15 protein-coding genes are annotated in these 16,318 nt (G+C 32.9%); 10 read left to right on the top strand and 5 right to left on the bottom strand.

Translation table 11 applies throughout. The features are described from left to right. Positions 1–71: 71 nt before the first annotated feature. From LF887_RS16300 to LF887_RS16255, 10 genes are all read left to right on the top strand, one after another. Entirely contained in the window at positions 72–5,030 is a 4,959-nt protein-coding gene (locus LF887_RS16300; protein WP_236855311.1) for an RHS repeat-associated core domain-containing protein, read from the top strand. A gap of 2 nt (positions 5,031–5,032) precedes the next feature. Next, complete coding sequence (locus LF887_RS16295) at positions 5,033–5,578, top strand: hypothetical protein (protein ID WP_236855310.1); 546 nt, start codon at positions 5,033–5,035, stop codon at positions 5,576–5,578. Between the two features lie 222 nt (positions 5,579–5,800). Beyond that, entirely contained in the window at positions 5,801–6,253 is a 453-nt protein-coding gene (locus LF887_RS16290; RefSeq protein WP_236855309.1) for a hypothetical protein, read from the top strand. A gap of 143 nt (positions 6,254–6,396) precedes the next feature. Continuing rightward, positions 6,397–6,804 carry a DUF4304 domain-containing protein gene (locus LF887_RS16285; RefSeq protein WP_236855308.1) on the top strand — a complete coding sequence of 136 codons (408 nt, stop codon included), beginning with the start codon at positions 6,397–6,399 and terminating at the stop codon, positions 6,802–6,804. 156 nt (positions 6,805–6,960) lie between these two features. Then, on the top strand, positions 6,961–7,425 hold the full coding sequence (locus LF887_RS16280; protein WP_236855307.1) for a hypothetical protein: 465 nt from the start codon (positions 6,961–6,963) through the stop codon (positions 7,423–7,425). A gap of 182 nt (positions 7,426–7,607) precedes the next feature. After that, the gene (locus LF887_RS16275; RefSeq protein WP_236855306.1) at positions 7,608–8,498 is read left to right on the top strand and encodes a hypothetical protein; all 891 of its coding nucleotides are present in this window, start codon (positions 7,608–7,610) and stop codon (positions 8,496–8,498) included. Between the two features lie 2 nt (positions 8,499–8,500). Beyond that, positions 8,501–9,058, top strand: coding sequence for a hypothetical protein (locus LF887_RS16270; RefSeq protein ID WP_236855305.1), 558 nt, complete (start codon positions 8,501–8,503; stop codon positions 9,056–9,058). A 96-nt stretch (positions 9,059–9,154) separates the two neighbouring features. Further along, entirely contained in the window at positions 9,155–9,763 is a 609-nt protein-coding gene (locus tag LF887_RS16265) for a DUF4304 domain-containing protein (RefSeq protein ID WP_236855304.1), read from the top strand. Between the two features lie 77 nt (positions 9,764–9,840). Further along, positions 9,841–10,284: a DUF4304 domain-containing protein gene (locus LF887_RS16260; RefSeq protein ID WP_236855303.1), complete on the top strand. Its 444-nt coding sequence runs from the start codon at positions 9,841–9,843 to the stop codon at positions 10,282–10,284. Positions 10,285–10,584: 300 nt separating this feature from the next. Continuing rightward, positions 10,585–10,770: a hypothetical protein gene (locus LF887_RS16255; protein WP_236855302.1), complete on the top strand. Its 186-nt coding sequence runs from the start codon at positions 10,585–10,587 to the stop codon at positions 10,768–10,770. A 510-nt stretch (positions 10,771–11,280) separates the two neighbouring features. Here the strand turns inward: LF887_RS16255 and LF887_RS16250 are convergent. Genes LF887_RS16250 through LF887_RS16230 form a run of 5 tightly spaced genes read right to left on the bottom strand, consistent with a single transcriptional unit; the run spans position 11,281 to position 16,317 of the window. Next, a complete protein-coding gene (locus LF887_RS16250) occupies positions 11,281–11,442 on the bottom strand; it encodes a hypothetical protein (protein ID WP_236855301.1) in 162 nt (53 codons plus the stop codon). Further along, positions 11,439–12,488 (bottom strand): serine/threonine-protein kinase, encoded by a 1,050-nt coding sequence (locus LF887_RS16245; RefSeq protein WP_236855300.1) that lies wholly within the window; start codon positions 12,486–12,488, stop codon positions 11,439–11,441. Before LF887_RS16245 ends, LF887_RS16250 begins: the two co-directional genes overlap by 4 nt. A 3-nt stretch (positions 12,489–12,491) precedes the next feature. Continuing rightward, positions 12,492–12,959 carry a hypothetical protein gene (locus tag LF887_RS16240; protein ID WP_236855299.1) on the bottom strand — a complete coding sequence of 156 codons (468 nt, stop codon included), beginning with the start codon at positions 12,957–12,959 and terminating at the stop codon, positions 12,492–12,494. A gap of 20 nt (positions 12,960–12,979) precedes the next feature. Further along, a complete protein-coding gene (locus LF887_RS16235) occupies positions 12,980–14,641 on the bottom strand; it encodes an LlaJI family restriction endonuclease (protein WP_236855298.1) in 1,662 nt (553 codons plus the stop codon). After that, complete coding sequence (locus LF887_RS16230) at positions 14,638–16,317, bottom strand: McrB family protein (RefSeq protein WP_236855297.1); 1,680 nt, start codon at positions 16,315–16,317, stop codon at positions 14,638–14,640. Before LF887_RS16230 ends, LF887_RS16235 begins: the two co-directional genes overlap by 4 nt. Position 16,318: the final 1 nt, after the last annotated feature.

The following is a 16,318-nucleotide window of genomic DNA, read 5'->3' as shown; positions in this document are numbered from 1 at the left end:
ATGGAGCTCCGGCTGGATTTAATGTAAAGGGGATTGTAGACCTTAAAAATCCAGCTATTCCATTAATTTCCTTGCTGCTCGCTCCGGGAATCAATGAAAATATTTATAAGGAACGGAAGTATCTGGATATAGACGGAGATGGAAAAGTGGAAATTATCAATGTCTCTGATTCACAGTATACCGTTTTTGAGTTTGTAAAATATGACGCTACGCAGTACCAGCAAAAAATAAGGTTTTCCGGAAACCTGCTTGAAACTAAAGACCCTGAATTTCCGGTCTTATACGGAGATTATAATGGCGATGGAAAGCTTGACTTTGCGATTCCTGTTACAGATTATGCCATAGGAAAACCTGACGACTGGAGATTTTACATAGGAGTAGACAATGGGTTTGTCCCTTTCCTGAAGAAGAAATTCTTTACCTACAGGAAGTTCCAAAAGGAAATGACCGGTAATTATGCCAAATTTGCAAAGCAATATTTCTTTTCGGTTACGGACATGAATAAGGATGGAAAATCTGATATTGTTCAGGTCTTTTCCTATAATCAGATCAACCTATTCAATACCAACTACAGGAATTTCGGGTATACGGTAAGTGCTAAATTGGCTAATGGATCTGACGTTAACGGTACTCCTAATTTTACTTCCAACTGGTCATTCCAAAGCCCGCAGTATGAGATTCAGGACCTGTTGGATCTTACGCTGTTTACTCCAATTACCAATTCTATAAAATCCGGGAATAATTATTACAATGTTTTTTTATACTGGAAGCAGTTCCTAAAAAAAATAAAAGGACCTACTGCTGTTTCTGAGTTAGCAAGAGTGGCTTCAATTACCCAGGGAGGCGTAACTACCTCTGTAAAATACCTGGAAGTAGTTCCCGGTAATACAACTACTCCTGATTTTTATAAGAAAGAAAAGAAGGAGCTTTATCCTTACTACTCCATGGGCAGGGTCGATCAGGCCTATGCCGTTTCCCAGCTTGCAGAAGAAGGAAGAAAGCAGGATTTCCGTTACAGAGGGCTTATAGGAAATCTGCAAGGAAAAAAATTATTGGGTTTTCATCAAATCGCCCGTTCATCATGGTATGCTGAAGGTTTTGAAAACACCAAAATATGGTCGGGATCACAAATAGATCCAATTTTGGATGGAGTGCCAGTAAAAGAATGGAGCATTAGAACGAACAATGAAAGTATTATTTTTCCGGCAGATATTTCAGAGAATAATACCCAGCTGTTAAGCTTTGAATCTGTAGAATATAAAGCAGATAAGCTGCTGAACGGTCAGGTAGTTACTTCTGTACCTTCGGGATATCAATCCAAAATTGTTACGGCAATTGTTCCTAAGTTTACCAAAACAAAAGATTTCTTAACCGGGACAATCACTCAAAAAGTAACGACTTATGAAAACTATTATCTGCCTTCCAAAATAGAAGTGAGTACCAATTACGGTTACGCTGTATCTACCACAGAGTTCGACTATGCCCATAATATCTGGGGTACAGGAAAAGACTATTATTTAGGAAGACCTACCAATAAGGCTGAAAAAACGGAAGCTTATGGTGATATACAAAATACCTTTACTACTTATTCCTATGTGAATAACCTTTTAAAAAGCAGCCAGTTTTTCCCTGGAAATAATACGACCCAAGCAGTGACTGAAGGATATTCTTATGATGGGTTTGGAAACATTATATTCAAAAAAACCATATCTGGTATTGATGGGAATTCAAAAGCTCAGAAAGATGCGTATGATTCTACAGGAAGGTTTATTGTTAAAAAAACTGATAATCTAGGACGAGAAGCGCAGTTTACCTACAACAGTCTAGGGCAGATACTAACCCAAACAGATCCGGATGGCAACACTTTAGCCAATACCTTTGATGTGTGGGGTAAGCTGGTAAGTTCTGCTTCCAGCCTTGCAGGAACAACGACTTACAAGTACGCTAAAGACAACCAGTACAATGAAATGATTACCCGCAATGATCCTGATGGTGATGTTTCAAAAATTTATACCAATAAGCTGGGACAGGAATATAAAACATCTTCCAAAGCCTTTACACAGGGACAATATGTGTCTAGAGACATTCAATATGATATATTGGGTAGGAAACTCAAGGAATCAGAGCCTTATTTTGAAGGGCAGTCTGCCAGCTATTGGAATACTTTTGTTTATGATGATACCGTATTTCCGCCAAAGGTAAAGAGTACAGCATTTACCGGAAAACAAACAGAGACTATCATATCAGGATTTACTACAACGGTAAAGGAAACCAGTCCACTGGATTACGGAAGGACAACTTCCCAGACAATGGATGCTTTAGGAAATGTCATATCATCAACCGATAAGGGAGGTACGGTACAGTTTTCTTACAATGCCGAAGGCCAGCAGATCCAGGCCAAATACGCACAGCATATTGTGACCACCAAGTATGATGACTGGGGGAATAAAATACGGGTAGAAGACCCTTCTACCGGGGTATATGAATATCAGTACCTTGGTTATATGGGATCACTTTCAAGAGTTAAAAGCCCAAGAGGTGAGAAAAGATATAAGTATAATACCCTGGGACAACTTATCAGCCTAGAGGAGAAATCTACCACGGGTAACCAAACTGAAAAGATGATGAGTTTTTCCTATAATAATAAGGGAAGACTCAATGAAAAAGCAGGAATCTCCAATGGTAAAAAATATATTTACACAATAAACTATGACCCTCAGGGAAGGACAGTTTCCTCTTTCCAGGAGACCCCTGAAGCATATTTCTCAGACAAAAATATTGTTTATGACAACAATGGAAGGATAAGCTCATATGAAAAAGCAATACAGACTTCCACAGTAACAACCAATGTTGCTGTAGAAAATCTGTACAATGCATGGAATGGTGAGTTGTATCAGGTTAAGGATAAGACTTCAGGGAAAGTTTTATGGGAGCTGAAAGAAATCAATGCAAAAGGACTGCTCGTAAAGGCTAAATTGGGAGCGGCTGAGATTAATAATGAATATGATGGTAATGGATTTTTGGCAAATGTCAATCACTCCTCATCTGTAAAACCGAATATTCTTAATATTTCTTACACCTTTGATGCTATTAGAAATGAACTCAAAAGCAGAACATCGGGAACTATTGAAACTGAATATTTTGATTATGATGATAACAACCGCCTGGTAAACTGGACCGATCCGGTGACAGGACTTAAGCCTTCTACCAATAGAAATACATATGATGTAAAAGGAAGAATCATGGAAAATGATCAGGTTGGAAACATCAAGTATGAAAATGCAGACAAAATATATCAGGCGACCGGAATGACTCTAAACAATGAGGGAATGGAAAATTATGACCAGGATCTTGTTCAGACTGTTCTTTACAATGAGAATAATGACCCGGTATATATTGCTGGGGAAAAAGGTTCTGTAGCATTTCAGTATGGACTGACCGGTATGAGACAAAGGGTGACGTGTAAAGGAGTTTTTAATCCGGAAGATGACGGAGAATTCACCAAGCTATACAGCGAAGAAGGAAGCTTTGAAGTAGTAAAAAACAATATAACTGGAAAAGAAAAACACATCATTTATATTGAGGGGAATGCATATGAGAGTAATATTGTATTTTTGAAAAACTTTGATGAAAGTAACGGATCATTTAATTTTTTGCATAAAGACTATCTGGGAAGTATCTTAGCTATTAGTGATGAAGCCGGAAAAATGCTTGAGCAAAGGCATTTTGATGCATGGGGCAACTTAACCCATCTGCGTATCGGAAAAAGTAAATTAGCTGTTGGTAAAGCTAACATAACCATTCTGATAAACAATTCCGAAGGAATGCTTATAGACAGAGGCTATACCGGACATGAGCACTTTATAGACGTGGGAATTATCCACATGAACGGAAGACTCTACGACCCGCTGCTGAGAAGATTCCTGAATGCGGATGAAAATATCCAGGATCCTTTTAATACCCAAATCTACAACAGGTACGGGTATGTAATGAATAATCCAATGATCTATAATGATCCTAATGGAGAGTTTGCATGGATTATTGTAGGAGCAGTTGTGGGAGGCTACTTAACAGGAGTAAAAGCTAATGGCTCATGGAACCCTGTACAATGGAATTGGGGAGCTACCTGGGGGAAAATAGCAATGGGTGCTGCCGTAGGAGCATTTACCGGAGGGGTTGGAGCCGCTGTAGGTTCTGCTGCTCTTACCGCAGCCGCATCATCCGGAATACAGGGAGGTCTTTTAGGAGGAGCCATTGCCGGAGCATCTGGAGGAGCTGCTGCAGGTGCTATCAACGGATTTGCAACCGCAGTAATGTTTGGGGAAAATGTAATAGAAGGAACCATGATGGGTGGTTTGTCAGGAGCCGCTATAGGAGGTGCTGGAGGCGCACTATTAGGAGCTGGAGGGCAGATTGTCAAAAATATAAAGGCGGCTGAAATAGGTGCTCCGCAAGGAACAATATTAAAGGGCGCTCCTATTGCTGAAGGTAGAAGTGCATGGACCTTCAATAACACCCCGAAAACTACTACGGTAGGAATAACTCCAGTGAAAACAACCCCTGTGGTAATTGGAGATATTGGTGAGAGTGTTGATCAACTTGCCGGCTACAATCTTGTCAATGAGCAGCCAGTTCCAATATATAAGGAAGGACCTCAAACCATTTATAAAGGTGAGTACTCAAGTAGTAAAGGTGGAAGGCTGGGAAATGCAGAAACAAGAGCGCAGTTAGCAGAAATATCGACAGAACTGGAAAGTAGAGGGTATACTATTACAAATGGAGGTGGAGAAAGAAATGGAATAAGACTTCCAGAAGAATACTTAAAACCACTAAACGGGGGAAGAAAAGGAGGTTCTTATCTTGATATTACTGCTACGCATCCTAAATACCCTACCTTAAGGATAAATACGGTAGATGTATTGAAGGATGGTATTACCCCTAATGCAAGAGAATTGAGGAATGCAATAAGAATTAGAACCCAAATTCAACCAGGAGAACATTTATTATTAATACCTAAAAAATTGAAATAAATATGAATAGTAAACAAGTTTTGTTTTTTGCAACTAAATCAGATATTGAACAAATTATTATTTCTATTGAGACATCTTATCCAATCAAATACTACGAGATGGGATTATTTGATATAGAATCTGATAAATATTTTAACACGGTTTTGGAAGTTCCGGATTTTGGGGTCGCTAAATCCGGAGACTGGAATAGAGATTTAAGATTAATGGCAATTCCTAAGAATTTGCCAATGATTATAAGACCTGTTAATCAAAGAAAAGGGGGGATAAAATATGCTATTGATCCTATTTTAAACCATATAAGCATATGTTTTCAATTTGGAGGAATATACAAGGAAGGTATTTTACTTGCTGGAACTTGTTTTACTACTAACCTCAATGATTTTTCCTTACAGGTTTTTAAAGACTTTTCTTCTAAAATCAAAAAGAGCTTTAAAAAAATCGATATGTTCTACGTAGGGCCAGAAGCAGAAGAAAAGCTTAGGGAAGGCTGGCGACTGGTACAGAATGAAGGTTTCGCAAAGGGATATGATTTGACTTTAAAAGGGTAGCATAAGCATTATTTCAGGCGGTATGAAAACATATCGCCTGTTTTTCACCCTATTCCTTACCTGAATAAAATAGTTTTAAATAGTAAAATTAATATTATAGACATTTTAAAAGAGTTAAAAAAGGAGCCGGAGATATAATTCCAGGATCAGTAAGGAGACACTTTAATTTACTATAACATGCTAAGGCCTACTTGTAGGCTTTATTGTATAAAAAAATAATTTATGAACAGTAAAGAATTTAAAGAAATATTCGGAGAAATAGCAAAAAATAATGCATTTGAAAGTGCTTTTGGAGGTTGGTTTAATGATGGAGTTGATAGTATCGTAGTACTTGATTTACAGAAATCAAACTATGGAGAATATTTTGAATTGAATATTAAAATTTATGTTCAGGGTATGTTTGGTAATAATTATTTTAGAAATAAAGATTTGGTAAAAAAAGAGATAGGAAATGTTTCAAGAAGGCAACCGTCTGAATATAGATCTTTATTTAATTTTGATGAACCAATGAATGATCAGGTAAGAAAAAATAGATTAGAACAATTTTTCACTGAATTCATTACTCCTTTTACAGAAAGAGCATTATCTATTTCGGGACTTTTAGAACTGGAAAAGCGTAAAGAAATTCATATTACGCCTGCTGTAAATGAAGAGTTAAATAGACTTTTAAAGTAACTATTTATAAAACACATACTTTTAAATCAGGGGCTGCCTGTATTTGCGGGGTAGCCCTTTTTTATAAAGTGCTTTTAAGTCTAAGAAATTATAAACATGTTTAGAGGTTTATTGTTAAAAAGAGATTTATCGAAAAACAAGAATTGATCAAACTTTTAGATGACATATTTATTACGGCTGGATTTAAAAGGAAGGGTAATAATTGGGTAATGAATGGAGAAGAAATTAATAAGATAATTAATCTTCAAAAATCCCAGTATAATAATTCATTTTATATTAATTATGGTTATGTAATAAATAGGTTACCATTAAACGGTTTTGTAAATCATGTAGATAATCGTTTAAGTTCAGCAAGCAATTTAGAAGATATACGAATATCAGAAAATATGAGAATAACCTATTTATTGAGTCTAGAATCAGACATAGCGGATAATGACAGGCTTGTTCAGTTGAAAGAACTCATAAATGATAAAGTATTAACTGAAATGAATTCCACAAACAATGAGCAGGATTTATTAAGCATTTTAAAAAATGGAATTACTTCTAAGTAAATACCAGAAACGAGATATACTCAAAAATTTATGCAGGATAAATATATGGAGCCTATCAAGAAATTCGAAAATAGGAAAGACGCATGGGATTGGGAATTTAATGAGAATCAAATTAACAAAGGACCTTGGAATAAAAATAATCATTAATATAGAAACATGGAAGAGAATACAAATATATTAGGTTGCTTTATGAAAATTGGATTTGATCCTAACTTAAAAGAAAATGAATTTACGGCAATATCGGAAGCATTTAGACCTTACATTTGGGGAGAAAAAGGCATTAGTAAAGAACTGAAAAAGCTTCACTGGAAAGATTATGGCAATGATTTAGAATTAGCTCTATTTCAATTTCATGTAAAGCCATATATAACAGAGCTCCAATATATAAAAGAAATAGAATCCTATCGCAAGAATGAAAAAGCTATAGGCATTCCTATCATCGTAAATGATGAAAATTTCTTCAATAAAACAGAAGAAGGTAGGTATGAATTTTTAAAACAATCTATTTTGCAGAAAATGGATTTGCTTGCAGAAGTTGTGAAGAAACGAAAACTGGACACCAATATGGATTTATTAAAATCTAATTTGGAAAAAGTTTTGCAAGAATTCATGATCAAGTAGTAATTTTTTAAATGAAGCTATCCGGATTTTCGGATAGCTTGTTTATACTTTTGGGGTCAGCTCACGAAACGGAAAATATTTAGGGTTAAGGATGAAATCTATCATAATATTATTTTAATAGATAAAAAGCTGATTGTGCTATATTTTCCTTTTTCGTTGATCTACCTTTTTTATTCGAATGTATGTTGAGAGAATTTATACTCCTTTCAAAAGACTTAATAAAAAGTCCAATAGGAGATATAAATGAAAATGAAACAGATCAATATAGGCGAATATTTGACTTTGATAATCCATTAGATGATTCTTTAAGAATTGAAAAATTAAAAGAATTATTTACGACCGCAGGTGCTATTAGTGGATTTGCAACCGCAGTAATGTTTGGGGAAAATGTAATAGAAGGAACCATGATGGGTGGTTTGTCAGGAGCCGCTATAGGAGGTGCTGGAGGCGCACTATTAGGAGCTGGAGGGCAGATTGTCAAGAATATAAAGGCGGCTGAAATAGGTGCTCCGCAAGGAACAATATTAAAGGGCGCTCCTATTGCTCAAGGTAGAAGCGCATGGACCTTCAATAACACCCCGAAAACTACTACGGTAGGAATAACTCCAGTGAAAACAACCCCTGTGGTAATTGGAGATATTGGTGAGAGTGTTGATCAACTTGCCGGCTACAATCTTGTCAATGAGCAGCCAGTTCCAATATATAAGGAAGGACCTCAAAAAATATATGAAGGGAATTATACAAGCAGTAAAGGAAGGCTGGGAAATGCAGAGACAAGAGCACAAATATCTGAAATTTCATCAACGTTGGAAAGTAGAGGATATAAAATAGAATTTGGAGGGCAAAGAGGCTTTAAAGAAGAATATCTCAAGCCTTTGAATGGAGGAAGAAAAGGAGGCTCTTATCTTGATATTACTGCTACGCATCCTAAATACCCTACCTTAAGGATAAATACGGTAGATGTATTGAAGGATGGTGTTACTCCTAATGCAAGAGAATTGAGAAATGCGATAAGAATAAGAACCCAAATTCAACCAGGAGAACATTTATTATTAATACCTAAAAAGAAATAATTATGGCAGGCAAACAATTAATGTTTTATGCAACAAAAGAAGATTTAATTCCAATATTATCCCATATAGAATCTATATTTGATATAAAATATGTATTGACAGGTCTATTTGAATATAATATTCCCACTATTTATGAATCATATGAGGAAATTCTAGACTTAGGATATATTGATAATCCATACTATGGATCATCTCAAAATAGCTTAATGATAATGGAAAAAAGTAATGAGGTTATCGTTCGAGATATTCCCCAAAGAAAAGGAGGTATTTTATATGCGGTTGATCCAATGAAAAATCTTCAAAGTATAGAACTGAGATTAGGAGGTATTTATACAAAAAAAGAAAATATATTGGTCGTAAGTAGGACTGCTTATGTTAACGAAAACTCATTTTCAGAATCTACCTATAAAGAACTTATAAAAAAGATTAAAAAATCTTTTAAGAAATATGATTTTATGGAATGGATTGGTCCGAATGCAGAACAAAAACTAAAAGAAGGTTGGCGTTTAGTAGAGGACGCAAGGCGTTCAACAAATTATGATTTGAGATATAAGGGATAGCATAAGCATTATTTCAGGCGGTATGAAAACATATCACCTGTTTTTCACCCTATTCCTTACCTGAATAAAATAGTTCTAAATAGTAAAATTAATATTATGGACATTTTAAAAGAAATTATAAAATCTATTACTCCATTTCTCAAAGAAAAAGGATATAGTAAAAAAGGAAATAGTTTTCACTTAAAGTCAGATAACAATTTTGGAATTATAAATTTTCAAAAAAGCCAAGATGGTAATAAAGATGAAGTAAAATTCACAATTAATTTTGGTGTGTATTCAGATCTTTTAGGAAAATTTGTAGATTTTGATTATGATGCTTCAAAAGTACCAGATGTATGGTCATGTCATTGGCAGGCCAGAATTGGTCAGTTTATGCCTAGCAATCCTGACCATTGGTGGTCTATTAAGGCGTCAGATTCTCTTAATAGCATCAATTCTATTCTCATCTCTAATATTCAAAATATTATTTTACCTGAAATTGATAAACGCTTAACAGATGAAAGTCTTATGAAGAGTTTGATAAAAGGAGATTTTATTAGATCAACAGCTGTCGAAGAATTTAAATATTTAACCATATTTTTAAAAGCTAAAGGAGATATTGAAGCCTTGAATAAAGCTGTTGAAAAATTCATGCAACAACCAGACGGTAAGAAATATCCTGATATAGTTAAAGAACATTTGGAGGAAATAGATTATAGTAATTAACTAATTAGCGGTAGCACATTGAAAAAATCAATGTGCTACTCTTTTTTCTTATTTAAACAACTTCAAATAGAAATTTTATGGAAAAACAGGAACTTACAAATATAATTACCGAAAGTTTAAAGCCTCTAGGCTACAAAAAGAAAGGAAATTATTGGATTAAGAATAGGGAAGAAGTTAATACAATGGTTAATTTACAGAAATCACAATATGGAAACTACCTTTATATTAATTATGGATATATTTTAAATTCAATTCCCTTGGATGGATTGATGATGCATATTTATAAGAGAGTTGCAACAACAGATAAAGTAGAAAATAAATTAATTCATGATTTATTAAATTTTGAATTTGATATTTCCGATTCTGATAGAGAGGAGGAATTAAAAAGAATTTTAAATCAATATTTGGTTATTCCTATTACGACCATTGAAACAGAAACAGACATTTTAAAAGAGTTAAAAGAGGAGCCGGATTTAGATATGACTCCAGGATCAGTAAGGAGACACTTTAATTTACTATAACATGTTAAAGCCTACTTTTGTAGGCTTTACTGTATAAAAAAAATTTATGAATAGTAAAGAATTTAAAGAAATATTCGGAGAAATAGCAAAAAATAATGCATTTGAAAGTGCTTTTTAAGAGTAATACAAAATTTATGGTTGAAGAAATCAAACCAATTCCAAGCCCTATTAACCCAAGCGAAAATATAATATTTATTAAATTAATTGAAAAATAAAGATGGAAAATAAAGACAAGAGAGAGAGAGATTAGAACTTCTATTATCAAGAAATGAAATTTTAAGAGAAAAGCTATTTTTTGATGTGCCAAAAAACATAGATATAGATAAATTTAAAAAAGACAATGAGGCTGAATACAAAGAATACTATTCTAATACAGAAGAAATCAGAACGTTAAAACTGGAATTAATGACACCCGAAGAGAAGTTAGAATACTACCGTCAAAAGGAGCTTGCTAAAGAGAAATATAAAAAATCTGATTTGAGCTAGTTATGATTTACTCTGACAGTCATTTATATTTAAATATTTAACCTTATGAGTGGGTATTTACTCTGAAATATAGCCTTGACCCTTACGGGTTGAGGCTTATGTTTTTATCTAGATAAATATCGACAAACAGGAAGATTAAAAAAAATCTGCTACATAATACCAATACATACTGCAAATTTATATTAAATAAATCCCTCTCAAACCATTCTAACCACTCTAATCGGGAAGAATCTACTAAAAAATGGACCATGCCAATTCAAAATTGGGGTATTGTTCTTAACCAGTTTATGCTTATTTTTGAACAAAGGCTCAGATTATAAAATCCAAGCCCTAACTTTTTAACTTACACACTTCGTGAGATAGTGTCGATTAAACGCAGTATTCATAAGGGATTGTAGAGACAGGCTATTTCCCGATACAGAATCTAAAAAACACTTTATTAATAATGCTTTACAACACTTAAGTTGTACGAAAGATGTACAAAAAAAATATTTCAATTAAAATAAAAATTTAATCATCAACCTTCCGTTTAGTAATTTTTATATAGTTATTATCTAATTTAATCTTAACATTATTTTTATTTAAATCTTTTTTAGGCATTACGAATTTAGGGACTGTATTTTCAGCTCTCGTTAATCCATTTTTATTATATTTTATTGCCTTGATTTTCACAATTTCAATGCTTGCTTTATTTTAGAAAAAACGTTAGAATTAGTCAAATTATTGTGACAATGAGATGTTTCACGTTGTTCTCTAGCAGTAGAATTATTTGTTTTAGTCGTAAGTATACTAATGTTTTTTGGATTTCCAAAATCTACCACCACTTTATATGTGTGAGTACCATTATCTCGCTCCCAAGTATGAATTACTGGTGTTTGTGAAAACCTCCAGTCTAAATTTTCATCTATATCACTCAATTCATTTATTAATTCCAAAACAGTTTGGTGTCTATCTGCAATATTTAGATTCATTGCTTTATTTACAACTCTTTGCAGTTTTAATGGGATATGGGGGAGATAATCTGTTCTATCAGGGAACCTTCCCGTAGTTATTGCATTTATGTAATCAGGTTGGGTTTTAAAGCTATGTAGTTGATTATGAAAACATTCTTCCCCATTTAGTAATCTATATATAGTTAGTCCTGCTAAATAAATATCAAAATGAATGGTTTTGTCGGAACTTGTAAAAGTTTCAGGAGGAACTTGTTTACTATAAATTTGTTCAGGTGAAGCAAATCCAAAACTGTTCATTGCCTTTGTCAATCCAAAATCAGATAAAAGAGCTTCATCATTATCGGAAATCAAAATATTATCAGGTTTAACGTCAAAATGAATTAATCCTTTTGAATGAATATGATGTAATCCTGATAAGAACTGTATTGAATAACGAATAATTTCTCTAATTGTTAGGTTTTTTGTAGCAATAAGTGATTTAAGTGAGCCATTCTTATAGTATGGCATAGCTATATAAATATAGTCAGTATCTGAACAACCATAATTTACCTTAACAACATTACTATGTGAGGATGCATAAAGCTTTTTCGCTTCTTCGTAATACTCCGTGGGATTAATAATTTTACTTTTCTCAATTTTTTTAACGACAATTTCTCCGTCAAGTTGTTTGTCGTGTGCTAAAAACACCTGTGAGTTTTTCCCTTCCTGACCTATCTCTTTTGTTGTTTCAAAATTTAGCTCCGTTGTATGTAGTCCTAATGGCATAATTTAAATATTTAAAGCACTAATTGCAGACATTAAACTCTCTCTTTGTTCTAATGAAAAATTTTGCCAGTTTTCTATTTCCATAAAACTATCTTTACCTTCGGCAAATGGTTTGAAAGTGGCTCTTTCTATTCCAAGGTTGGCACTTATACTGGAAATTTGACCAACATAATATTTAACAATAGTTGAACTTGCAAATAATTCTTGAATAACTCCCTCAATATAAATTCTTGTAATATTGATGGACTGTGCATTTGATTCAGTAATTCGAATACAAGCATTGGTAATGCTAAATTCATTAATTATGTCACAAAGTGTATTTCTTAAAAATTTCAATTGTTCTGGAATATTTAGCGCTTTAGGATTGTTTATTTTATCCACCAATGTAATTTCCAATTCTTCATTTTCGTATGTGACAACTGAAAAGTACACAGTAGAAGGCGTTACCCTAATTCCTATTGATTTTCTCATAATTAATTGACTTGATTTTGTTAATTCAGTTTGTACTCAGCACTTTCTTCTAATTCAGCTTGAATTTGTAAAATTACTCCATCAATGTCAGAGCCTTTTTCAAAGGCTAAAATGACTTCGTTTTCAAGTTGTGACGGCTTGTAAATTTTGCCATTTAGCAGTTTAAAATGCTTATAGATGAAATTCTCTTCAATCGGTTTGACTTTATAAAACTGATATTTTTCATTGATAAAAGTTACTAACTTTTCTCTGAATATTTTTTGCGTATCTTTTTTAAAATTGTTTTTCAAAGTTGAATTTCTTGATAGATAGCCCGAAAGCACAAACAAGAAATTGATGTTGTATGATTGAACAAATAATGTATCCCTATCGAAAAGTCGGTTTTCGAAATGAAATTGCATTATTGGTTTTCCTGTCTCGTTCAAATATGATTTAGAAAAATCAAAATCTTTATTTACAAAGGCAGAAATGAAAAAATTCGGAGTGATGTTATATCCTTCCGTTTCGTTTTCTCTGTATCTTATTCTTTGGTCTAAATCTCCTTTATTAAATAAATCAATATTATACTGAATTACATTTCTGGCATAAGTAAATTGTTTTGCCTTTGAATTTTTCCCTACGCTATTTTGAGGTTTATAATATTTACTGTCTCCAACAAAATAGATTTCATCTTCAATCAGAAGTGATTTATATTTGTAAATATGGTCAACCTGTTTTCCGTCAGCGTGATTTTTTAATTCGGAAAATAACGTACTATCTCCGATTAAATCATCAATCATATCCTCGAATACAATATTAAAATCCTTGATTAGAAGAATTTCTTCAATTTGTTTCTTAGATTGGGTTCTTTCACTTCGTTCAAAGTAGGTAAATAGCAAATTGTACAGACAAATCATTTTGTCCGAAAAGTATTTGTACTTAATATTTTTCAATAATCTGCATCCTCTTCTTAAAACCGTCTCAAATTGATGCCCTTTAATTAGAGTATAATTTTGAGGGATTTGAAAATTAAACGCATACTTTTCTTTAATGTGATTTAGCGTTGAATAAAAAAGTATGAGTAACTCTTCGTCATCATTTACTCTTTTTCTTGTTGTTGCTAAATCAACATAAATTGGCTGGTTATTATGAATAATTGGCTGTTTTTTGTTAATAGTTTTGTGCCAATTGATTTTGTTTTGTTGTGAGTGTGCTGTTTTTGCAATGAAGGTAAATAAGTCCTGATTTTCCTTATGAAACCTCAATAAACTTAAAATAATGTCAAGCTCAGTACTTGAATTTTCATCCAAATTGGTTACAATTTGATTGATAAATTGATTTTCTGAAATCGAATTGTAAAAATGTCTTCTGTTGAATTGCTGAATTGCCCGATATAACCAAGTTGAAATTTCAAAAATCAGCTTGTCTTTTCCTGTTTCAGTTAATCTTTGTGTTGTTTCAAATGTTGGATTGATTAAAGATTCTGGCGTAAACTCATCAAAAGCTAGATTATGTTCATTGATAAAAACTTTCGGAAATATGATGATAACATCGCCTTTTCCCTCATTTATCTGCGGATTGAAGTAATACCCAACAAAGTTGATTTTTGATTCAATACCATTAATAGGAAAGTAGTACCTTTCAGTTAAAAATTTTGAAAGGTCTTCCGTTTTGTAATGATATTCTTCAAATAATATTATCATTGTTCAGGTTCTAATCCGTTGAATTTCAAAAATGCTTTTACAATATCTGTCGCATTTCCGTTATAAAGTTCTCCAAATTGGAAATCTATTGGATTATTTTCTTCGAGTTCATATTTAAAAATTGAACTTTGAGTTCCAAATTCATCTTTGTAAACTTCTGACCATAAATAAAACAAGACTTTAGACCTGAATTGGTCGAATGTTATATTTCTGTCTTTAGGGTTTACAAAGCGGTTTCCAAGTTGTTTGTCTTCACTACCTGTCAGTTCTTTAATTTTCGGATTGATGTTCTCTATAAATTTACCCCAATTATATGTACTATCTCCGATAACGATGTTTAAAGAATTCGCATCATCATAATTGATTGGTACAAACTCCCAATCCCAACGTCTTTTGAATGCACTATCCATTGGGAATAAAGATTGGTCAGAAGTGTTCATCGTTGCCAAAATGTAAAGATTATTTGGCAGAATGATTTTATCAAAATCTTCTGTTTGAATTATCGCTTTGTAGCTTTCCACTGCTTCCGTATTGACAGAACTTTCAAATACAAATTTTAGATAATTTGCTAAATCCTTGTCACAATTGATTTCATACTTTGAAAAGCCATTATCATCCCTATCTAAACATTGAAATAAGTCTCCGAAAATTTGAGCACAATTTCCCCTGTTAATTTCTTCAATGACTAGAAAATATGGCTGTTCAGGATTTAGCCAAGCATTGCAATATGCTTTTGTAAATGCTTGCGGAACAAATTCATATTTGATGTTGATTCCGTCCATTACAGGCTTATAGCTTCCTACAAAAGAATGATAATCTGTTTCAGGATGGAATGTTGTTCTTGTTCGATTATGACCATTTGTTCTTATTTCAATTTCTCGACTTTTTCCTGTTCCGGGAGAGCCATAGAAAATGATTTGATGAGATAGTGAGGTTTCATGACTGAAATTATCTGCAATAGAGTTTTCAGTTCTTCCAATTTTATAATATTCTGTGATATTGAAATTAGCAATTAATAAACATTTCAGGTTCTCCTGACCTGAATAAAGAGGCTGAATAAATGGACCTCTTGTTAATTCTCCAGGGTTTGCAGTAATAAGACTACTATCAAATCCTAATGTGAATTTTGAATTATCCGTAATATTGAAATGATTTTTTAAATCTGAAAATAAAGAGTTTCTGTCTAGTATAGAAGATGAGAAATCAATATTTATCTCATTTTGAAGAGTAAAATAAACATTAAATACATCCGTTAGATGATAAATATTAAGAAATTTTTCAATAATATCTTCGTAAGAAAAATCATCTTCAAATTCTTCATTCTGTAAACAAATACAAGCTACATTTTTCAATGGAAGTTGATTGCTTTTTAACAAAATTTGAAAAACATTAGAAGCCCAGTAGTTTGGAAATATAATATTCAATGTGTCTTGTGAAGTAAAAGCCTTTTTATTGTCCTCATCAAAAAAGAATTTATCTTGTAAAGAGCTCGATAAATGACTAGAAAAGACATTGTACTGATAATTCGACTCAACAGAATTTCCAGTTTTAATATTCAAATGTCTTAAAATCTCAAGTATTCCAAAGAATTTGTTTAAAGAAGCCCGGCTAATCTCCCCTTGCTCAATAATATTTTTCCAAGATTCAAAAACTGTTGATTTTGATAAATACTTCATC

The organism is Chryseobacterium sp. MEBOG06, assembly GCF_021869765.1.
In the GTDB taxonomy this organism is placed as follows: Bacteria; Bacteroidota; Bacteroidia; order Flavobacteriales; family Weeksellaceae; genus Chryseobacterium.
Note: the sequence above shows the minus strand (reverse complement) of the source record. Positions and strands in the feature narration are given on the sequence as shown.